The organism is Niabella aquatica, from assembly GCF_054779315.1.
The window spans coordinates 31,574-53,068 of the sequence record NZ_BAAGYM010000018.1; the positions used below are offsets into that span (position 1 = coordinate 31,574).

Below are 21,495 nucleotides of genomic sequence, written 5' to 3' on the forward strand. Positions count from 1 at the left end.
CCTGTCATCCGTCAACTATCAACTAAAAATGAACTACTATAGTCTTAATCATCAATCACCGATTGTTTCATTTAAAGAGGCAGCCATACAGGGGCAGGCGCCCGATAAGGGCCTGTACTTTCCTGAGCAACTGCCTGTTGTGAGCAAAGCATTTATCAACAGTATCGAAAGCGTTTCAGATGCGGATATCGCTTTTGAAGTAATGAAACCTTATGTTGCCGGTTCTATTGAGGATGAAGACCTGTACCATATTGTAAAAGAAGCAGTGAATTTCCCGGTCCCTTTGCAACCTATAAATGCGGGCATCTCATCTTTAGAACTTTTCCACGGCCCCACGTTGGCGTTTAAAGATGTAGGTGCAAGATTTATGAGCCGATGCCTGGGTCATTTTTTAAAGAACGAAGATCGCGAGGTTACGGTACTGGTAGCTACTTCGGGCGATACTGGAGGAGCTGTAGCCAATGGTTTTTATGGAGTAGAGAATGTGAATGTGGTGATACTGTATCCTAAAGGCCGGGTAAGTCCGGTGCAGGAAAAGCAGCTTACAACACTGGGTAAAAATATTACGGCGCTTGAAATAGAAGGTACTTTTGATGATTGCCAGCGCCTGGTAAAAGAGGCATTTGCTGATAAAGATATTAATGAAAAGAAATTTTTGACCTCGGCTAACTCGATCAACGTGGCACGCTGGTTGCCACAGCAGGTGTATTACTTTCTCGCTTATAAGCAATGGAAGCAAAAAGATATTCAACCTGTGGTTTGTGTGCCCAGTGGTAATTTCGGGAATATTTGCGCGGGTCTTTTGGCAAAAGTTACCGGCCTTCCTTTAGGGCATTTTATTGCGGCCTGCAATGTAAACGATATCGTATCTCATTATCTGCAAACACAGGAGCTAAAGCCTAAAGAAACAACAGCTACCTTGTCCAATGCAATGGATGTAGGCAACCCCAGCAATTTTGTAAGAATTATTGAACTATTTCATAGGCAGTTTCCCGAGTTAAAGAACAACTTATCTGCTTTTACTATTACTGATGAAGACACTAGCAGTACTATTAAAGAAGTCTATAGGGATTACGGGTATACTTTAGACCCTCATGGGGCCGTAGCATATTGCGCTTTGGAGCGTTATCTTAATACGCACCTGACGGAGGGAAGGGAGGCTGGTTTTATCCTTGAAACAGCACACCCGGTCAAATTTCCCGATGCAGTAGAAACTGCAACCGGGCAAAAAGTGATCATACCGCCGACGCTGGAAGAAATGATGAACGGGGAAAAAGCTTCTTTGCTAATGCGTCCCGATTTTGAAACCCTGAAATCGTTTTTATTGTAAAGGGAGACATGAGCGATGCATTCCACATGGTCGCAGGGAGCAATCCTTTTCTTATATGTTACCCGAAGCTTAGGGAACCCCTCATATATTCAGGAGACCGGTTTGTTTGAAATGAGCCTAAATGAGCAGCCGCCGGATTTGCCTGTGATTTTGGTTGTATATTCGTAGCTCTACTGAATCGCGTTGCTCATGGCTGTATTTTTAAGGATATCAATCATCGTGGTTTGCTTTCTTTTTCGCAGTACCATTATTGCCCAGCCTGTGAGCTTTGAGTATCTCACCGCCAAAGATGGATTACCACAAAGCACTATACGGGGTATTGTAAAAGACAAGTATGGTTTTATGTGGTTTGGTACCTGGAATGGGCTTTGCCGGTATGACGGGTATTCATTTAAAATATACCGTACTATTCCCGGCGATACCTCATCTATTGCCAGCAACCGTATTCATTATCTTCATAAGGATAGTGAAGGAACTATCTGGGTATCTGTATTTAACCAGATTGTATGCCGGTACAATTATAATACAGATGATTTTACAAGATATAAATTGGCAGATATTCCTCTACCTTTCAGAGATTCCGTTAACCGCCAAAGGGATATGATTGCGCTGCAAAACGCGTCAGATTTTTTACGAAGCGTGATCGGCCCTTTTCATCTTGCGGGAACCAAAGAAAGCATTGTATTTGAAACGCCTGTTGGTGTTCAGGGAAGTTTGAGCGATAATAATGTAAACTGCATGTACCGGGACGAAGCAGGTATTTTGTGGATCGGAACGGCTAATGGCGGAATTAATAAGGCCGATCTTAATGCGGGTAAGTTTCAAAGTGTTCCTGTTTATGCAGATCAGCATAAAATCCTGTACATGGCAATACGGTCTATGTGGGTAGATGAAAAAGGCGTTTGGCTCGGAACGGAAGATGGAGGTTTGTATTATATCGATCATCAGATGCAGGCGCCACATAAAGTGTCTGAGCGACTGGCAGGTGAAAATATCAAGGCAGTTCTTAAAGACAAAAATGGAAATGTCTGGATCGGGAAAAGATCAGGCCTCGATAAATACAATCCTCAAACCGGGCAAATTACCTCTTATTTTAAAACGTCTGTAAGCTCCTCAGAAAGCCGCTTTTACGCTATAGCAGAAGACCCTGTTACTCATGATTTATGGTTTTCTTATTACAATGGCATATTAAAATATAACCCCGATTCCAGGGTCTTTGAGAAGCAGCCCCTTGAATCCTATGGCCGCTCGGGTGCTGGTTGCCTGTTTTTTGATTCCAAAAACAATCTTTGGATCGGTACAGAATATTCGGGCCTTATCCAGCTAAAGCGAGATCCCAAAAACAATACCTGGACGGATACAGTTGTGTACACCAGCGTAGCATCTGACAAAAGATCGCCCGATGAGCGGGTATATGCCGTAGTGGAAGACTCAGAAGGCTCCATATGGGTGGGTGCAGCGAATGGCCTCACCAGGATCAACCCGAAAACCCAGGCTGTTAAAACCTATACGGTTAAAGATGGTTTGGTTGATCATTATATTACGCAGGTAATGGCACAGCCGGGCTATATCTGGTTCGCTCATAAAAACGGGCTATCCAAGTTTAACATAAAAACGGGCCAGATTCAGAATTATGCGGTCAAAAAACCGGGTCAGGATTTTGAGTTTATGGATGGATCGGGCTTTTTTGATCGTTCAACGGGACAAATGTATTATGGTACCACAAAAGGGTTTATTCACTTCAATCCCCAAGAAATTGCAGATAACCCATTCCTTCCTGTTACTGCCTTCACAGCCCTGCAGGTATTAAACAAAACTGTAAATGTGGGCGATACTATCAATGGCCGGGTGATGCTTCCAATGCCGTTGCATATGGCCCCATCCATTACACTTACCCATGAGGATAAAAGCTTTTCAATTGAATTTGCCGCACTTCATTATTCAAACCCGGCAAGGAACCAGTATGCGTATATGCTTGTGGGTCAGGATAAAGACTGGATATATACCGATGCCTCCCGGCGTATTGCCAGCTACTCCAACCTCTCTCCCGGGAAATATGTAATGATGGTAAAAGCTTCTAACAGCGATGGGGTATGGAACCCCATGCCTGCAACACTCGAAATAATAGTATTGCCCCCGTGGTGGAAAACCTGGTGGGCCTATACTATTTATACGTTGCTGCTGATTGCTTCCGGCTATGGCTTATTCAGGATCGTGCAGGTGCGCCAGCAGTATCATCGTGAAATTTTAACCGAGCGGTTAAAAGCCGAGAAAGCCCAGGAGCTCGACCAGCTCAAGTCCAGCTTCTTCACTAATGTGTCTCATGAATTTCGTACACCGCTCACCCTTATTATTGATCCTTTAAGGTCGTTGCTTGCCAATAATAACGCCGCTGAAAAAGAAAAGCTGCACTATAATGTAATGTATCGCAATGCCCAGCGTTTGCTTACACTTATTAACCAGTTTCTTGATTTTCGTAAGCTGGAATCGGGTAAAATGAAACTAAGCCCGCAGCGGCAGGATATAGTAGCCTTTGTAAAAAATACGGCGGCTGCCTTTGACTATAAAGCCCAGGAGCAGCACATACACTTTTCCATAAAAGCCACCCCGCAGCAGATTATGATAGGTTTTGATGCTGATGTGGCAGGGAAGGTTTTATATAACCTTATTTCAAATGCTTTTAAGTTTACACCCCCGGAAGGGTCTATTGAAGTAAGAATCATAGCAGAAAATGAAATACCGGACGAGGTTATTCTTTCTGTAACCGATAGTGGCAGGGGTATTCCTGCCGATAAAATCGACAAAGTATTTGAGCCTTTCTTCCAGGTAGAAGGAGAAGGGCAGCATGCGGGCAGCGGTGTGGGATTGTCGCTCACTAAAGAGCTGGTTGAGCTGCATAAAGGAAAGATAACTGTAACCAGCCGGCCTGGGATAGCTACGTGTTTTATGGTGCATCTTTCAAATCTTGAAGCTGGCAGCAGACAGGCAGGTAATCACTCTGCGTGGTTGAATAACAAGCCTGAGCCTTCTATGCCATTTGTACCAGCAGATAAAGAATCTTCTGCTGCATTGCCTATAGTGCTGGTGGTAGAAGATAATGATGATATCCGGAATTATATCAGGCAGGGACTGTCTCCGTTCTATTCGGTACTGGAAGCGGCTCATGGAGCAGAAGGTTTTGATAAGGCGACCGTTTCTATTCCCGATCTGATTGTAAGTGATGTGATGATGCCGGTTATGGACGGGCTTGAATTATGCAAAAAACTCAAAACAGACGAAAAAACCAGCCATATTCCGGTTATACTGTTAACAGCCCGTCAGTCTGATCAATATGAATCTGAAAGCTATGAAACAGGCGTTGATGCCTACGTGGTAAAGCCATTTAATATGTCTTTACTGCTGGTGCGAATACGAAGCCTTATTGAGGGCCGTACGAGGCTTCGCCAGCTGTTTAGCCAATCGCCCGAGTCCTATTCAAACCCTGTAGGATTAAGCACGGCTGATAAGGCTTTTTTGGCAAAAGCCACCCGTTTGGTAGAAGACCACATGTCAGATGGTGACGTAAATGTGGAATGGCTGGCCGGACGGCTGTTCATGAGCCGTACCCAGCTATATCGCAAAGTAAAAGCCGTCACCAACCAGTCGGTACATGAATTTGTAACCGGTATCCGGTTGCATAAAGCTGCCGGGTTGCTTTTACAGGGCCAGCATTCTGTAACCGACATTGCTTTTATGGTAGGCTATGCCGATGCTACCAGTTTCAGCCGCATGTTCCAGAAACAATATGGAACCACCCCCAAAAAATATAGCCAAGCAGGCGACGCCTCATAATGCCCTGCGGTTGATCTTTTTTATCAAGTTGTTGAAAATCAATTTCCTGCTTTTCTGTTCTGTATCAAAATGCCGATTTTTTGGTATGTTTTGCACGGCTTTTTATTCTTTTCGGGGTTAGTTTCGTCAGGCAGGAATACCTCAGGTTTACCTGAAAAGATAAGATATATGAAAAAAACGATTGCGCTGCTATTATTTGCTATCAGCATATCGGGTACAGGGAATGCCCAGTTCTTCCAATTTGATTTTGGAAAAGGGAAAGCAGGCAAAAACTATATCAAAATTCTGCCCGGGACCATATATACTCCTGAGCGGGGTTTTGGAATAGATCTGAATACACAGGCTGTAAGCAATACAAAGGTGGGTAAAAAGGCACTTACCGACGGGTTTCTTACAGGCTCTAAGCCTTTTTACTTCTCTGTAAAATTGCCCGAAGGTAATTATGATGTAAAAGTTACGGTAGGAGATGATGACGGTGCAGGTGATGTGGCTATCCGCGCCGAAAACAGGCGGATGTTTATAAACCGGCTTATTACCGGCCAGGGTGAGCATCAAACAGTTTCCTTTACCGTAAATGTGCGTGACAGCTTCATTGCAGGAACGAACAGGAAAGTGCGCCTTAAAGAAAGAGAGCATAACTATTTGCACTGGGATAATAAGCTGACCCTTGAATTGAACGGTAATAACCCTAGGATCAATGCTATTGAGATTACACCCAATAAAAAAGCCCTCTCTGTATTCCTGGCAGGCAACTCAACCGTAGTAGATGGGGCAGGGGAGCCATTTTCTGCATGGGGGCAAATGTTTCCTGCTTTTTTTAAGCCTGGTAAAGTAGCTATTGTGAACCTTGCCGAATCGGGTGAAACCCTGAGTGGCTTTATAGCAGCACGGCGTTTTGCAAAAATGCTGAATATGATGAAGTCCGGAGACTATGCTTTTGTGGAGTTTGGTCATAACGATCAGAAGCAAAAAGGAGCGGGTGTGGGGCCTTTTACGACCTATAAGAAAGACCTGGAATATTTTATAGATGAAGTAAAAAAGAAAGGCGGCATTCCTGTGCTGGTTACTTCGGTACAGCGCAGGCGATTTGAGCAGGGCAGGATCGCCGAAACCCTGGGAGATTACCCGGATGCAGTTCGACAAACAGCCAAGGAAAAAGGCGTTGCATTAATAGATCTTAATGCTATGAGCAAAACTATGTTTGAGGCAATGGGAGAACAGGGCTCATTAAGAGCTTTTGTACATGTGCCTGCAGGCACTTATCCGGGGCAGGTTCAGCCCATTGCGGATAATACCCATTTTATGCCTTATGGAGCTTATGAAGTAGCCAAACTGATAGTAACCGGTGTAAGAAATGCACACCTTGACCTGGCAAAACAACTGAAGGCTGATGTACCGGCCTTCGATCCGCAAAAGCCGGGCACATACGAAAGCTTTTACTGGCCCGAAAGTCCCGGAAGGGATGCTGCCAGCCCTGACGGAAATTAGTTAGAAAGCGTATTTAATAACTTAAAATCTGAAATGATGAAGATCAACGGTCTCGAAACCCGAAATTTCAACTTTGATTTAGATGTAAATCCAGATTCCAAAACGTTTTTGTATCTGCAGGTAAAAAAAATTATCAAGCAGGCCATTTTAACCGGACAGATAGAAAAAGGTGGAAAGCTGCCTTCTGCAAGAGATATTGGAAAGGGAAATATAATATCGCTTGCTACGGCAGAAAGAGCTTACCGTGACCTTAGAAAAGAGGGGATGATTATCAGGAAAAAAGGTGACGGGTATTTTGTTTCCGAAAGCCTGGAGCTTTCGCGCAGGTAAAATTTGCGTTTGATCATGACTATATGTTTCATTGCTGTAAAGCATCTGTACCGGCATAATTATATATTATTAGCCGGCAGTTGTTTATTATGCTAAAATTCTTTTAAAAGCTTTGCTGTTCGTGCAAATCATTTTACCTTGCTACCGTCATGCACGATTTAGAACCTTTTTATAACTGGCAGCACATTTATGTGAGTGAAGAAGATGAACGCTCTCCTTTTTACGGCGCAGAGCACTCGCAGTTTGAATATACAGATACTGTATATAATTATTATATCCATCCGCAGTGGGATTATTTTGGTAGCAGAACGCTTTACCTTAAAGTGCTGATGGCCGATTATGACGAAGGCTATGCCATAATAGAAATGATAGGAGAGTGGAATGACGCGGTAGAGAATGATATCATGAACCTGAAGCGGGATGTGTTGGAAGCGTTTATGAGCGAGGGCATCTATAAATTTATACTCATTGCAGAAAATGTGCTGAACTTTCACAGCGGGGATAAAGATTATTATGAAGAGTTGCATGAAGAGCTTTCTGATGAAGAAGGCTGGATCGTTTGCCTGAACATGCCTGAGCAAACACAATACGATTTTAAACGGGCCCGGCTCAACCAGTTTATTGAATTGATGGAGCTGGGCAATTGGAGAACTTATAAACCTTACCATCTTTTTAAAAAGATCAACGAAACTTTATCCAGAAGGTTATCTTAAATCGTTATTGACAACTATCATGTCTGAACAGTGCGTAAATGATAATTATCATGCCCTGTCTGCCGTTACAGCGCTTACCTTTGAGCCGGTCCTTTAAGGATCAGGGAAACTATCCCGCACATAACTGGAATTAATAAATTATGAGCGCAATCGTTTTCGTCATTTTTTTGTCATGTTATTGATAATTCTGCGTTACATTTGTGCCATTCACTAATTAGATTTAGCTTATATGAACTGGTCCCGATTTTTTACTTCGAGTGTTGGAAAGAAACTAACGATGGCGCTTTCAGGCCTTTTTTTAGTAGCGTTTTTATTGGTACATGCAGGGTTAAATGCCTGCATTTGGGCTAACGATGAAGGCGTTATGTTTAATAAAGCAGCTCATTTTATGGGTGCTAATGCAATACCCAGGGTGTTGGAGATCGGTTTATTTATATTTTTCCTGATACATATTATCCAGGGTTTGGTACTTGAGGTGCAAAACCGCAGTAAACGCGGTGTGGGCTACGCAGTTAAAATGGGTAATAAGGGAAGTAAATGGTACAGCCGTGCAATGGGCATTCTGGGCTCTATAATTTTAATATTTCTTGTAGTGCATCTTATCGATTTTTTCATCCCTTCGCGTTTTGGTGGTCTAACCGAAGTTTTGATTGATGGCAGGTCCTATCATAATTTATATGGTGAAATGAAATACAAGTTTGCAGAGTATGAGTACCGCCATATTATTGTAACAATATATATATTAGGTGTGATAGCTTTATTCTGGCACCTCGTACATGGTATCCAGAGCGCTTTCCGTACATTTGGTGTTACCAATCATAAATATATATCTATACTCACCTGCATAGGCTGGGCTTTTGCAATAATAGTTTGTGGCGCATTTATCATGATGCCGATTAGTTTTTTAGCAGGATGGCTTTCTTAGGTGGACTGGACGGTTGGCAAAGAACAGTGGCAGTTTAGATAATGAAACAGAAGAAAATATAAATTTTTGAGGCATATATCTCAAATCAGAAATCTCAAATCTCAAATTGAATGATGCTCGATTCAAAAATACCTGCGGGTAAACTGGAAGAAAAATGGAATGATTATAAAGGCCATTGTAAATTGGTAAACCCTGCTAATAAAAGAAAGCTGGAAATAATTGTTGTGGGTACCGGCTTGGCAGGTGCCTCGGCAGCGGCCTCTTTAGCAGAACTGGGGTACAGGGTAAAGGCTTTTTGCTTCCAGGATTCTCCGCGCAGAGCGCACTCTATTGCTGCGCAGGGAGGTATTAATGCGGCGAAGAACTATCAAAACGATGGAGATTCCGTATTCCGCCTGTTTTACGATACTATTAAAGGGGGCGACTACCGGGCGCGCGAAGCCAATGTGCATCGGCTGGCCGAGGTAAGTACCAATATTATAGACCAATGTGTAGCGCAAGGTGTTCCTTTTGCACGGGAATACGGTGGTTTGCTGAACAACCGGTCTTTTGGGGGTACACAGGTAAAAAGAACTTTTTATGCTGCAGGTCAAACCGGCCAGCAGTTGCTGATAGGGGCATATCAGGCTTTGGAAAGGCAGGTGGCATTGGGCAATGTACAACAGTATAACCGTCATGAAATGCTCGATGTTGTAGTGATTGATGGAAAAGCCCGCGGGATCATTGCACGTAACCTGGTTACCGGCCAGCTGGAAAGGTACTTTGGACATGCCGTACTGCTTTGTACGGGTGGTTACGGGAACGTATTTTATCTTTCTACCAATGCTATGGGTAGCAATGTAACGGCTGCATGGAAAGCACACAAAAAAGGGGCTTATTTCGCTAATCCCTGCTTTACGCAAATTCATCCAACCTGTATTCCTGTATCGGGAGATCACCAGAGTAAGCTGACGCTGATGTCAGAGTCCTTAAGGAATGATGGCCGTATCTGGGTGCCTAAAAATATGAATGAAACACGCAAGGCCAACGATATTCCCGAAGAAGAAAGAGACTATTTCCTTGAAAGGAGATACCCCGCTTTTGGTAACCTGGTACCGCGCGACGTGGCAAGCCGGGCTGCTAAAGAAAGATGCGACGCCGGCTATGGTGTAGGAACTACCAAACAGGCAGTGTACCTGGATTTTAAATTCAACCTGATTAATAAATACGGGAAAACAGAAGCCAATAAATTAGGTATTCAGAATCCTGATCAGGAAACTTTGATACGCCTGGGTAAAGAAGTGGTGAAAGAGGAATACGGTAATCTTTTCGATATGTATGAAAAAATAACCGGGGAAAATCCTTACGAAGTACCGATGCGTATTTATCCCGCAGTGCACTATACTATGGGCGGACTTTGGGTAGATTATGAACTGATGACAACAGTAAAAGGCTTGTATTGCCTGGGAGAAGCTAATTTTAGCGACCACGGCGCCAACCGCCTGGGTGCTTCTGCTTTGATGCAGGGCCTGGCAGATGGTTATTTCGTAATCCCCTATACTATTGGTAATTACCTCGCAGATGAAATAGCTGTTAAGCCAATACCTACAAATGACACGGCCTTTGTGGAAGCAGAGGCAGCAGTAAATGAGCGCATTAATCAATTAATGAATATTAAAGGCACCCAATCGGTTGAAAGTTTCCATAAGCGCCTGGGGAAAATTATGTGGGAAAAATGTGGTATGGCACGTAATGAGCAGGGGTTAAAAGAAGCTGTAAAAGAAATACAGGAACTGCGAAAAGAGTTCTGGAAAAATGTGCGCATTCCCGGAAGTATTCATGAAATGAACCCCGAACTGGATAAAGCCAATCGTGTGGCAGATTTTCTTGAACTGGGAGAACTGATGTGTAAAGATGCCTTGGAGCGCAGAGAAAGTTGCGGAGGACACTTCCGTGAAGAAAGCCAGACCGCAGAAGGAGAAGCCTTAAGAAATGATAATGAGTTTATGTATGTAGCAGCCTGGCAATATAACGGCGAAAGCAATTGGGAGTTGAATAAAGAATCGCTTAACTACGAGGTGATTCAACCCAGCCAGCGAAACTATAAATAGAGAGAGCGGAAGGAAATGTGGGAATGAGAAAATGTGAGAATGTGGAAATGAGAATAAGAGTAGATAGATATTGTATCCTATCACTTAAATGTTCACATATATGGAACAGAAAAACATCATTGTTGAGAAGTGATTAGACTTTGGGGTTGAAATTGTAAGGTTCTGTGAGTTATTGGAAGACAAAAAGAAGTATGTTGTTGCCAAACAATTATTACGCAGTGGTACATCGGTTGGCGCTAATGTATTTGAATCGCAACACGCGGAAAGCAGGGCAGACTTTGTTCATAAAATGAAAATAGCAATCAAAGAAGCCAACAAAACATTGTATTGGCTTTTGATTTGTGAACGAAGTGAAAATTATCCTGTAAATAGTTCTTTAAAAGAAATGGCAGAAGAGTTGATAAGAATTATATCAAAAATAATAATTTCAAGTAAAGGCACATTTAGCGCAAGATTACTGTTGGGTATAATATCTGCTCCAACGTTTCTGTCTGTAAAAATAAAAACGTTATTGTTGGGTATGTGATACATTGTCGCATTTCCACATTTATCACATTATCATATTTACATTAGAATAATATGGAACATTATGAAATGAACCTCACTTTAAAAGTGTGGAAACAAAAAGATGCAAAAAGCCGGGGTAGTTTTGAAACCTACCAGGTAAAAAATATTTCTTCAGAGATGTCTTTTCTGGAGATGTTTGATGTGTTGAATGAGCAATTAATACATGAAGGCAAAGAACCCATTGCTTTTGATCATGATTGCCGCGAAGGAATTTGTGGTATGTGTTCCATGTATATTAATGGCCGTCCGCACGGGCCCTGGCATGGTACAACAACCTGCCAGTTGCACATGCGTGCTTTTAAGGATGGAGATACTATAGTGGTAGAACCCTGGCGCGCCAAGGCATTTCCTGTAGTGAAAGACCTGGTCGTAGACCGCACAGCTTTTGACCGTATTATACAGGCGGGTGGCTATATTTCTGTAAATACCGGCGTTACCATCGATGCCAACACACACATGGTTGGTAAAGAAATGGCCGATAAATCTTTTGCGGCGGCAGCCTGTATTGGATGCGGGGCCTGTGTGGCAGCTTGTAAAAATTCATCAGCATTATTATTTCTCTCTGCCAAGGTATCGCACCTGGCATTGTTGCCTCAGGGGCAGCCCGAAAGAAACAAACGCGCTATCGCAATGGTAGCTCAAATGGATAAAGAAGGTTTTGGCAGCTGTACTAACACCGGCGCCTGTGAAGCAGTTTGTCCTAAAGAGATTGAAATTACCAATATAGCACGTCTGAACAGGGACTACGCCGGCGCTGCATTGGCTTCCGATACGCACAAAGAATGATCATTTGCAATAGATGAATATAACAGAAGCCGCCGGTATAACCGGTGGCTTTTTTAATGAGGGAAGTGGAACTATTGTCCTTCTTTATTGCTGATTTTAACTATATGGCTATATAGGGCAGTATTGTTTTTTGCTACCTGCTTAATTTGCAGAAAGTAGGTTTTGTTCTCGCTGGCTATATCCTTATCGCGTTTGCAGGAGGTGATCATGAATAGCAGGACCATGGCTGATAGGAGCATGAACCACTTGCGTTTAGGAGAAAAGCCAAAAGACAATAAGCCTATGAACCCAATGTAGCCGAGTGTGTTTGTAGCGACCCCAAAATCAATATGAAAGATATAGCTTAGCAAACCGGTATTGTTTTCCTGCATACCATGGGATTTTACAGCACCTATGCTTTTAAAATTAGTCCCGTCTTTACTAAGCAGTATATCGTAATGATCAATATCGGTTTCCTCACGAACCTGCCAGGTTACATTTAATTGATTGTTTTCAACTTTTGCCTGCAGCGGTTGAGGTACCAAAATGGTTTGCCCAAAGGAAAAAGAATACGCTGCCAGCAGTAATAATGAAATTACGATGATTTTTTTCATGGAGCTGTTTTTATACATAAGTAACCTTGTAAAGGTATCGAAAATTGTGCAGGCGAAGGTATATAGAACTTTGACACTTCTCAGGGTTTATTGGTTCAGCGCTTTTGTAACTGATAATTCTATTCAATCCTTAAAAGCAGTAATTTTGCACCCTTATGGAATTGTCAAAAAACTTTGAGCCGAAGGGCGTAGAAATTAAGTGGAACCAGTTTTGGAAGGATAAACAATATTTCAGCAGCGTACCCGATGAAAGGCCTCCTTTTACAGTAGTGATACCGCCACCCAATGTAACCGGTGTGCTGCATATGGGCCATACCCTTAACGAAACGGTACAGGATATTTTGGTACGCCGTGCCCGTATGAGCGGCTTTAACGCCTGCTGGGTGCCGGGCAGCGACCATGCGTCCATTGCTACCGAAGCAAAAGTGGTGCAAATGCTACACGAAAAAGGTATTGACAAAAACACCCTTACCCGTGAAGAATTTTTGAAATACGCCTTTGAGTGGAAAGAGAAATACGGCGGTATTATTTATAACCAGATTGTGCGTTTGGGTTGTAGTGTAGACTGGAATCGTGTAACGTTTACAATGGATGATGATTACTATAAAGCGGTAATTAAAGTTTTTGTTGATTTATACAAAAAGGGGCTGATCTATCGCGGTGCCCGTATGATTAACTGGGACCCGGTGGCTAAAACGGCATTGAGCGATGAAGAAGTAGAATACCGGGAGATGCAGAGTAAATTATATTATGTACGATATAAACTAGACGATAAAACCTCAGATGGATATATCACTATTGCTACCACCCGTCCTGAAACCATTTTAGGTGATACGGCTATTTGTGTTAATCCGAATGATGAACGCTATCAATACCTGAAAGGAGCGTACGCTTTTGTACCGCTTATCAACCGCCGTATCCCTATTATTTTTGATGAATATGTAGATATGGATTTTGGTACCGGCGCGCTGAAAATTACGCCGGCCCACGATATTAATGACTACAATCTCGGGCTGAAATATAACCTCGAAGTAATTGATACATTGAACGATGACGGTACGTTAAGCAAAGCGGCACAATTATATATTGGTGAAGACCGCTTTGAGGTGCGTAAAAAAATAGCTGCTGATTTAGAAGCCTCCGGTAACCTGGTGAAAACGGAAGATATTACCAACAAAAATGGTTTTTCCCAAAGAAGCCATGCCGTAGTAGAACCTAAAATTTCAACCCAGTGGTTTTTAAAGATGCAGGAGTTGTCAGGGCCTGCATTAAAAGCTGTTGTGGAGGGCGATATTAAAATACATCCCGGCGACAGGTTTTTGGCCACTTATAAGCACTGGCTGGAAAATGTAAAAGATTGGTGCATCAGCCGGCAGTTATGGTGGGGGCAGCAGATTCCCGCGTGGTATGATGATGCGGGCAATGTTTATGTAGCAGAGAGTGAAGAAGAAGCCAAAAACGAAAAGCTAAAAGCCGAAGGCAATAACAGCCTTGAGCCTTCTGCCTTTACGCTTAAGCAGGATGACGATGTTCTGGATACCTGGTTTTCTTCCTGGTTATGGCCAACACAGGTTTTTAAGGGTATTACAGCGCCCGGCAATGAAGAGCTGAAATATTATTACCCGACATCGGTACTCGTTACGGGACAGGATATTATTTTCTTCTGGGTAGCACGTATGGTGATGGCAGGGCTGGAATATGAAAAAGAAATCCCTTTTAAGGATGTGTACTTTACTGGGATGGTGCGCGATAAGCTGGGCAGGAAAATGTCTAAGTCTTTAGGTAATTCCCCCGATCTGTTAGAGCTGATTGACAAATATGGTGCAGATGCCGTGCGATTCGGGATTATGATCGCAGCACCTGCTGGAAATGACCTGCTGTTTGATGAAGCTTCCCTGGAGCAGGGCCGTAATTTCAATAATAAAATATGGAATGCGCTGAAGCTGGTGAAAATGTGGGAGGAAAATCCGAATGGTATTATTAATGATGAAAAACCGGCAGACAATGATTTTGCTGCTAAATGGATGCGCAACCGTATTGATGAGGCCAAAGCGGAGGTAGAAAAACTGTTTAAAGAATTTAAGCTAAGCGAAGCGCTTAAAACGATTTATTCTTTAATATGGGATGATTTCTGCAGCTGGTACCTCGAATGGCAAAAGCCTGAATTTGGCAGTGCTACTATTAACGCTAAGCTGCAGGCCACTATTGGCTTCTTTGAAGAGCTGCTGCAATTGCTGCATCCTTATATGCCTTTTATCACAGAAGAAATTTATCACCTGTTAAAAGAACAGGAAGATGATCTTTCTGTAAAGCAGTTTAATGCGATAGGTAATGTAGACCGTGCTATCATAGCACAGGGTGAAATATTGAAAAACGTAATAAGCGCTGTACGGGACGCGAGGGTAAAGAATAATATTAAGAACAAAGAGGCTATATCCTTATATATCCAGTCGGAGCATAAAGCCGGTTATGAACCGTTATTAAACATCTTACAAAAGCAGATCAATACAGATGCTATCGCTTTTACTGATAATGCAGTTGACAAATGTATCAATGTATTGATACAAAAAGATAAGCTTTATATTGAAACAAAAACAGCAGTAGATACCTCGGCACAAAAAGAGCAGTTGCAGAAAGATATTGTTTATTTTGAAGGATTCCTGGCGTCAGTTGAAAAAAAACTGGGCAACGAACGTTTTGTGCAAAATGCAAAACCCGAAGTGGTAGAAAATGAGCGCAAGAAAAAGGCAGACGCTGAAGAGAAGATCCATGCATTGAGAGAAGCGTTGGCTGGGTTATGAGGTCATTCATTTGCAGTGGTACAACCTGTTATCATTTCTCACGTTGAACTATTGTATTAAATAATAATTTTTAGCTTGGTGCATTTTGCTTTTAGCATTTATATAATTAAATTCATTTCGTGAAAATCCCACAGCCGTTTTTACAAACTAATTCCGTCAGTGAATCGCATATGCAGTTCAGATTTAAAGAGAACCTGCACCCTGAAATCTTTTTTCATGATCTGGGAAATATATGGAATAGTGATGTACTTGGTATTGGCGACCCTACATTGTATGAAAGTCATGAATATGGGGCTGGCACAGGTTCTCTGGTAATTGGCTTCAGGCCCGAATTCTGGAGGGAGTTTGGTCATGGTGGCGTTCCTGAAAATCTGCATTCTTTTACAGAAGATATTGTAGGTATAAATGGTATGAAAGCGCCTGCTGCACAATTGGATTTCTGGATATGGGTGAACCAGCACGATCAATCAACATTGTTCGATGCCCAGCAGAAAATTCTTGCGATATTAGCGCCTTACGCTACTTTGGAAAGTGAACAAAGCTGCTTTACCTATCACAACAATGTTACTTTTGACGGGTTTGCAGACGGTGTAGGTAACCCGAATATTTTTCGATCGAACGATGTAACATTGATCCCTGATGGGCAGCCGGGCGCGGGCGGTACTACATTGCTTGTGCAAAAATGGATCGTACAAATTGATGAAATGAAAAAGCTGAAAGTGGGTGAAGCAGAAAAAGTGTACGGACGCACCAAATTAGGCAGCCATGAGCTTTCGCCTCAGTCAGACACTTCTCATGTAGCGAGAAACCAGTTTTATGATGCAGCAGGTAATACCGTTGATATTGTAAGAAGAAATGCTTATTTCGCATCGCTCAAAGAGGCGGGCGTTATTTTTGTAGGGTTAAGCAATAATATAGATGTTACCCTGGGAATGTTAAAACAAATGTATGGGGTAGGCCCGGATGGCATTAATAAAACGGACCGCTTACTGGATTATTCCACAGCAGTATCTTCTGCCAGTTATTTTATTCCGAGTATTACAGATATGCGGGCTGTGGGTATAAATCCGAAAGATGAAGATTAAACATTGTATTATTGCGCTATACGGATATCTTCACAGTTGTATGCTGTAGCCTCTATATTGGCTGGAGGAAGCGTCCGCACTCTTTATCCACTATGCTGTCGCCTCCTTGCGATAAAAATTATAATAAAAATGTATGGCAAAAGCACCTGCATGCGTTCAAAGATTTAATACGGAATGAGGTTGACGTTTTTAATGCTACTCACATTATATCTGGTGAAAAATTCTTTAAAAAACTTAAACGATACTGATCATGAATTCTACGAGGTTCTTTTTGCTTTTTGTGGTATTGGGTAATTGGTTGAATGCAGCAGCGCAGATTCCCTTTACAAAAGACGCAGATACCTATCGCATTGCTTACACGGCTGCCAGTAATGGTAAAACAAGGGCAGGAGAGAATAAGATTCTGGTTTTTGCTAATAATAAGCAAACAATAGTGACTACAGAAAAAGATTTCAAAAATGAAGGGACACTTCCTTCGGAGCTTTTTATTGCAGATCACAAAACTTTGTATCAGATCTTATATGCTTTTTTAAAAGATAGTAAGGTTATAAGCGCTACAGATTCTACTTCTGTCAAAAAACAGCAATTTGAATTTTTGGATGAACAGAAAAAAATATTAGGTTATGAATGCCGGAAAGCCAAAACAGTTGTGAATTCAAATACCATTGAACTTTGGTATACTACTGCGCTGAATGTAAAGGGCGCACCTACGATACTGGGACAAGATCTTGGATTGGTGCTTCAAATGGTACGCAACGGTAATTTTAGCCTTACAGCAGATGCGGTTCGGAAAGTGAATTTTGAAATGCCGCATCATTGGGCTGTGGCCCAACCTGCGGTGCTGGATCTGCTAAGCTATCGCGATGAGATCTGGCAAAGCCGCTTTACTACTATCCCGTTATTTACAGATCAGATCGTTCATTTCAGCGATAGTGCTGCGGCAACACCGGGTATAATGCGTTTTGCCAACGGTACCGTTGTTGTAAAGAAAGTGCAGTTCCCGGAATTTGGAAAAGGCAAAAGCATTTTTCTTGATCTTAAAGAACAGTCCAATGGTGATGCTTACGATCGCACCGGTACGGTATTCTTAATTCCTGCTGGTAAAGAAATATCCTTTTTGCACGGATTGAAAAATGGAGCAAATACATTGCCTGTTTATGAAAACGGAAATGGTAAAAAGTACCAGGGTGTAGTAGTTGGTAATAATTATGACCCGCCTGTCGAACTGATGCGTTTCTTTACGCCGTTCGGGGTGAAACAGTTTAATTATCTCCGGCTTAAGGGTAAAGAATGGGAAGATGCTGTGTATTACCGCCAGGATATCAGCGCGTATAGCCCCCTCCTGGATGGCAAAGATGTGTATATCGGTGTTTTTATAGGTAACTATGATAAAGGAGGTCATAAAATCACCGCAAATATTACATTGCATGAGGATGATAGCCAGGCCCCCGGAAAAGTAGTGCCTCTTTTCAATACGCTTAATATAATGGAAATGGCGGGGCAGGAATATGCCACTATGTTTGACAATGATAAAGGTTTGGTGGCTGATTTTGAGCTGAAAGAACCTGTTAATAACGCAGTGCTAAGATATACTACAACAGGTCATGGCGGATGGGGAAACGGCGATGAGTTTGTGCCAAAGCAAAATACCATTCTGCTTGATGGAAAAGAAGTTTGGGGCATGGTTCCCTGGCGTGAGGATTGCGGTTCGTATCGCTTATATAATCCTGCATCCGGTAATTTTTCAACCGGGCTATCCTCTTCGGATCTGAGCCGGTCTAACTGGTGTCCGGGTACGGTTACCAATCCTTATATTATCAGTCTAGGAAACCTCTCGGCCGGTAAGCATACCATACAAGTGAAAATTCCGCAGGGCAAACCCGAAGGCAGCAGCTTTAGTGCCTGGAATGTAAGCGGGGTGCTGGTGGGCGATTAAGATGCTTACAAGTAATGATTCGGTATGGATACCCCCAAAATACTACCTCGGTATCAGACCTGTAGGTAATAAAAATTCAAAGAACAGTTTGCGCTGATCGCCGGGTAAGGGAGTAAGCAAATAGCCTGCCCTGAAACCCAACGTTAGCGGGTGCTGGTTCCACCATTTCGTATCAAAATAAACTTCAGCACCGGCGCTTTGCAAGGCCGTTTTCTCTGTGGCTTTTTTATTAGATGCCACAACATAATCATAAAATAAATTACCCCTTACCCGCTGCAGGTAAAAGATATTGGCAAACCCCCAATCAGGATAAGCAACCGGAAAATGATAATTAGCTCTTGCCGTATATACACCGGCAGAATCTCTTGCTGCATAACCTCTTGCAAATGCTGTACGGTTGCCAAATACACGATCAGAATTCCCTGAATACTGGAACGCGCCGTTCAGTACCACGCTATGTGCCGGGAATATGCCGGGCAGGTATACATTAAGCCCTGCATAGCTTTGCCAGATTTTATTATAGTTTAATGCATGTCTGAACTGTGCATTGGCACTATACCCCAATCTCGGATAAATATCCTGGGTCATGGCCTGCACCTGTTGCGCCCAGCTAATGCGATGCGTCAGGTAGCTGAATTTCAGGGTATTAAAATTATTTTTATCGGGCCCTTTATTAAAATCAGTACGATAAAAATAATTGCTGCCTATGTTAAATGATTGATAAGTCCGGTTGCCAGTCCAGCTTAAAGGAATGTTTATGCCCACATAGCTATTCCATTCGTTCCACTCCTTAATTTTTTGTGATATAACTGACTTGCGGTTGAAAGTATATTCAGAGCCAACGGTGATATAAGGGAAAAGCCCGCCGTATACCATGTTGCCGCCTGCGGTATGGGTTTTATCATTCTCATTATAAATATAATAGAGCTGTGTTTCAGTGGTATTCAAAATGTTATTTCCGTAAAGGGTAAAGCTGAATTCAGGATCGGAATAATTAGGCCGCCAGCTATGGAAGTTCACGGGATGCGTTAGTTTTGAGTAAGATTTTACTTTATACATCCCGGACGGGGTATTAATAATATTTTCTTTAGTAACTAAGCTATCGGCAATAACCCCGGTTTTAGACTGTATCAATTGCTGCATGGGGTAAGGCCGCCAGTCTGCAAAGCCGGAGCCGGCCTGCTGTAACTGGTAACCATCGGCCGTGAAAATGCCCCATGTTGTTTTATCAAAATCATTGTTGACAAAATAGCTGCCAACACCTGATGTTTTCATATGAAACAGGCGTTTATTTCTGATATCATAATAAAAAAGCTCATCTTTTAAATGTTGGGATGCGCTGAAATATACTTTATCTGCCTTTACATAAATAGCACCGATTATTGTAAACGACGGTGGCGTCAGGTTTTCAATATCTCCGGTATATATATTGATTTTGGCGATATTAGTGGTAGCATCTTTATTGCGCAGCACGGTTATAACCGTGGAATCATCGGTTATTTTGGGGCTTGAGAAATAAGCCACGGTTTCTTTTCTGATTTCTTTAATCACTTTCCCGTTGTCTGCGCGTAAAAGAACCAGGCTGGATTTTCCGTTCAGTGCCACATGGCTGGCTGCCACGGTTTTCCCGTCTGGCGAGATATCGGGTGTGAAATACCGGGTTTTAGAACTGAGGCGTTTTTGTTTACCGGTATTTATATCCAGCAATTTGATCACACTGTAGCTGGTCCACCTCCACCTGGGATGAGATTCATAGGCAGCATATACAATCTTGCCGTTATTGTAGCCATATTGCTCATCAATGCTGATATCCCTGAACCTGATCCTTTTTTCCCCGCCCAGTGTTTTTATATAAAAAGCAGGGCGTTGGTTGTAAGATGATTTAAGGTATAATAAGTTTTGTTTGGATACCTGGTAAGGATAAAAGTAATTGGTAACGGTTCGTTTATTAACCGGGAAAACATTACTGGAGTCTGCTTGCTGTTGCGGCGTGTGCAGGTTGTAAATGTTCCTGTAATAATTAAAGGCGCTATCCCTGAAAATTTTATAATTCACCCCTGAATGCCTCTTTACTGCCTGCTGCATAGGGTAAAATAATCCTTTATAGGCGCTTGCATCGTGGGTTACTTTCCGCCAGAAATCGTAACGATACTTATTCACGCCGTAATTAACTAAAAGATATCCCAGGTCGTAATGGTTGGGAACATAGTCTTTCAATGATCCGTTCCTTAGTTTCATCCAGCTGTATTTTTTGCCGGACTGCCATAAGGCCGGGTAAGCTTTTAAAAAAAAAGGCAATGTGCCCCGCCCGTGTGGGGCTAAAGCTGTTTCGCTGAAAACAGCATCTCCCTCAAAAAACCAGTTAGGCACAGCAGCATTTATAGCCAGCGCATAACCTTCCTGCCCGAATAATTTTTTCATTACAGCGCTTACGCCATTGTTAAAATTATTGTATTGCTGCACGTGCCGATACTCATGAACAGTTAATTGTGTGGGCCACGAAAGACTACTGGGATCGTAATTATCAGCAGAGGGAGTGATATAAAATTCGCTGCGGAAAGGCCCCTGGCTTACATACCCATTAGTAATGACCGGCTGGTTTTGCAGCATGATCTCAATTTTGTTAAGCTTATTCCCTAAACTAAAGCGCTTTTGACCTGCCAGTCTGTTTACATATCCTGCTACTTTACGGGCTATGGAATCCAGTCCTTCAGGAAATATGATCCGGGCTGTATCTGAGTCGATCTGCAGCCATTGGATAGAAGGCCTGTTTCCCCCAAATTGCTGTCCTGTTACCCGCACCGGAAAATACAGGCAAAACGCAATCCCCAATAAAACGCTGACGCTAAGCTTCATTTGCAACGGAAGGGTACTACAGGTACTTTTAATGATTTTTATAAAAATATAAAATTAACAGTTACATACTCCCGAAATTTGTCAGTAGGTATGTAATAAATTATTTTTACAATTATTTTTAATAACCTTTCCTGAAGAAATTTCGAAAAATATCGCTTATTGTA

13 protein-coding genes and 1 pseudogene are annotated in these 21,495 nt (G+C 42.4%); 12 read left to right on the top strand and 2 right to left on the bottom strand.

Annotation, left to right across the window (positions count from 1 at the left end; all coding sequences use genetic code 11):
• The first annotated feature begins 28 nt into the window (after positions 1 to 28).
• The 9 genes and pseudogenes from thrC (at position 29) to ACYVBM_RS15095 (ending at position 12,060) form a co-directional block, all read left to right on the top strand.
• Positions 29 to 1,330, top strand: coding sequence for a threonine synthase (thrC, locus tag ACYVBM_RS15055; protein ID WP_460686509.1), 1,302 nt, complete (start codon positions 29 to 31; stop codon positions 1,328 to 1,330).
• Positions 1,331 to 1,519: 189 nt separating this feature from the next.
• Positions 1,520 to 5,161, top strand: coding sequence for a two-component regulator propeller domain-containing protein (locus ACYVBM_RS15060; protein ID WP_460686510.1), 3,642 nt, complete (start codon positions 1,520 to 1,522; stop codon positions 5,159 to 5,161).
• 168 nt (positions 5,162 to 5,329) lie between these two features.
• Positions 5,330 to 6,649, top strand: coding sequence for a rhamnogalacturonan acetylesterase (locus ACYVBM_RS15065; RefSeq protein ID WP_460686511.1), 1,320 nt, complete (start codon positions 5,330 to 5,332; stop codon positions 6,647 to 6,649).
• A gap of 33 nt (positions 6,650 to 6,682) precedes the next feature.
• Positions 6,683 to 6,979, top strand: a complete 297-nt coding sequence (locus ACYVBM_RS15070; RefSeq protein ID WP_460686512.1) for a GntR family transcriptional regulator — start codon at positions 6,683 to 6,685, stop codon at positions 6,977 to 6,979.
• 149 nt (positions 6,980 to 7,128) lie between these two features.
• Positions 7,129 to 7,692 carry a hypothetical protein gene (locus ACYVBM_RS15075; protein WP_460686513.1) on the top strand — a complete coding sequence of 188 codons (564 nt, stop codon included), beginning with the start codon at positions 7,129 to 7,131 and terminating at the stop codon, positions 7,690 to 7,692.
• Positions 7,693 to 7,921: 229 nt separating this feature from the next.
• Entirely contained in the window at positions 7,922 to 8,617 is a 696-nt protein-coding gene (locus ACYVBM_RS15080; RefSeq protein WP_460686514.1) for a succinate dehydrogenase cytochrome b subunit, read from the top strand.
• 110 nt (positions 8,618 to 8,727) lie between these two features.
• Positions 8,728 to 10,707 (top strand): fumarate reductase/succinate dehydrogenase flavoprotein subunit, encoded by a 1,980-nt coding sequence (locus tag ACYVBM_RS15085; RefSeq protein ID WP_460686515.1) that lies wholly within the window; start codon positions 8,728 to 8,730, stop codon positions 10,705 to 10,707.
• 148 nt (positions 10,708 to 10,855) lie between these two features.
• A pseudogene (locus tag ACYVBM_RS15090) lies at positions 10,856 to 11,233 on the top strand (four helix bundle protein); the annotation flags it as partial.
• Positions 11,234 to 11,286: 53 nt separating this feature from the next.
• Complete coding sequence (locus tag ACYVBM_RS15095; RefSeq protein ID WP_460686516.1) at positions 11,287 to 12,060, top strand: succinate dehydrogenase/fumarate reductase iron-sulfur subunit; 774 nt, start codon at positions 11,287 to 11,289, stop codon at positions 12,058 to 12,060.
• 71 nt (positions 12,061 to 12,131) lie between these two features.
• Here the strand turns inward: ACYVBM_RS15095 and ACYVBM_RS15100 are convergent, their stop codons facing one another.
• On the bottom strand, positions 12,132 to 12,653 hold the full coding sequence (locus tag ACYVBM_RS15100) for a hypothetical protein (protein WP_460686517.1): 522 nt from the start codon (positions 12,651 to 12,653) through the stop codon (positions 12,132 to 12,134).
• Between the two features lie 155 nt (positions 12,654 to 12,808).
• On the opposite strand from ACYVBM_RS15100, the gene ACYVBM_RS15105 reads away from it, so the two are divergent.
• The 3 genes from ACYVBM_RS15105 (at position 12,809) to ACYVBM_RS15115 (ending at position 18,475) form a co-directional block, all read left to right on the top strand.
• Positions 12,809 to 15,454 (top strand): valine--tRNA ligase, encoded by a 2,646-nt coding sequence (locus ACYVBM_RS15105; protein ID WP_460686518.1) that lies wholly within the window; start codon positions 12,809 to 12,811, stop codon positions 15,452 to 15,454.
• A 119-nt stretch (positions 15,455 to 15,573) separates the two neighbouring features.
• Positions 15,574 to 16,539 (top strand): Dyp-type peroxidase, encoded by a 966-nt coding sequence (locus tag ACYVBM_RS15110; protein WP_460686519.1) that lies wholly within the window; start codon positions 15,574 to 15,576, stop codon positions 16,537 to 16,539.
• Between the two features lie 250 nt (positions 16,540 to 16,789).
• Complete coding sequence (locus ACYVBM_RS15115) at positions 16,790 to 18,475, top strand: PNGase F N-terminal domain-containing protein (protein ID WP_460686520.1); 1,686 nt, start codon at positions 16,790 to 16,792, stop codon at positions 18,473 to 18,475.
• A 42-nt stretch (positions 18,476 to 18,517) separates the two neighbouring features.
• Here ACYVBM_RS15115 and ACYVBM_RS15120 read toward each other — a convergent pair whose 3' ends face one another.
• Complete coding sequence (locus tag ACYVBM_RS15120; protein ID WP_460686521.1) at positions 18,518 to 21,331, bottom strand: TolB family protein; 2,814 nt, start codon at positions 21,329 to 21,331, stop codon at positions 18,518 to 18,520.
• Positions 21,332 to 21,495: the final 164 nt, after the last annotated feature.

Coding starts and splice junctions, on each gene's coding strand:
- thrC (WP_460686509.1), top strand. CDS start 29: ATGAACTACTATAGTCTTAATCATCAATCACCGATTGTTTCATTTAAA.
- ACYVBM_RS15060 (WP_460686510.1), top strand. CDS start 1,520: ATGGCTGTATTTTTAAGGATATCAATCATCGTGGTTTGCTTTCTTTTT.
- ACYVBM_RS15065 (WP_460686511.1), top strand. CDS start 5,330: ATGAAAAAAACGATTGCGCTGCTATTATTTGCTATCAGCATATCGGGT.
- ACYVBM_RS15070 (WP_460686512.1), top strand. CDS start 6,683: ATGATGAAGATCAACGGTCTCGAAACCCGAAATTTCAACTTTGATTTA.
- ACYVBM_RS15075 (WP_460686513.1), top strand. CDS start 7,129: ATGCACGATTTAGAACCTTTTTATAACTGGCAGCACATTTATGTGAGT.
- ACYVBM_RS15080 (WP_460686514.1), top strand. CDS start 7,922: ATGAACTGGTCCCGATTTTTTACTTCGAGTGTTGGAAAGAAACTAACG.
- ACYVBM_RS15085 (WP_460686515.1), top strand. CDS start 8,728: ATGATGCTCGATTCAAAAATACCTGCGGGTAAACTGGAAGAAAAATGG.
- ACYVBM_RS15095 (WP_460686516.1), top strand. CDS start 11,287: ATGGAACATTATGAAATGAACCTCACTTTAAAAGTGTGGAAACAAAAA.
- ACYVBM_RS15100 (WP_460686517.1), bottom strand. CDS start 12,653: ATGAAAAAAATCATCGTAATTTCATTATTACTGCTGGCAGCGTATTCT.
- ACYVBM_RS15105 (WP_460686518.1), top strand. CDS start 12,809: ATGGAATTGTCAAAAAACTTTGAGCCGAAGGGCGTAGAAATTAAGTGG.
- ACYVBM_RS15115 (WP_460686520.1), top strand. CDS start 16,790: ATGAATTCTACGAGGTTCTTTTTGCTTTTTGTGGTATTGGGTAATTGG.
- ACYVBM_RS15120 (WP_460686521.1), bottom strand. CDS start 21,331: ATGAAGCTTAGCGTCAGCGTTTTATTGGGGATTGCGTTTTGCCTGTAT.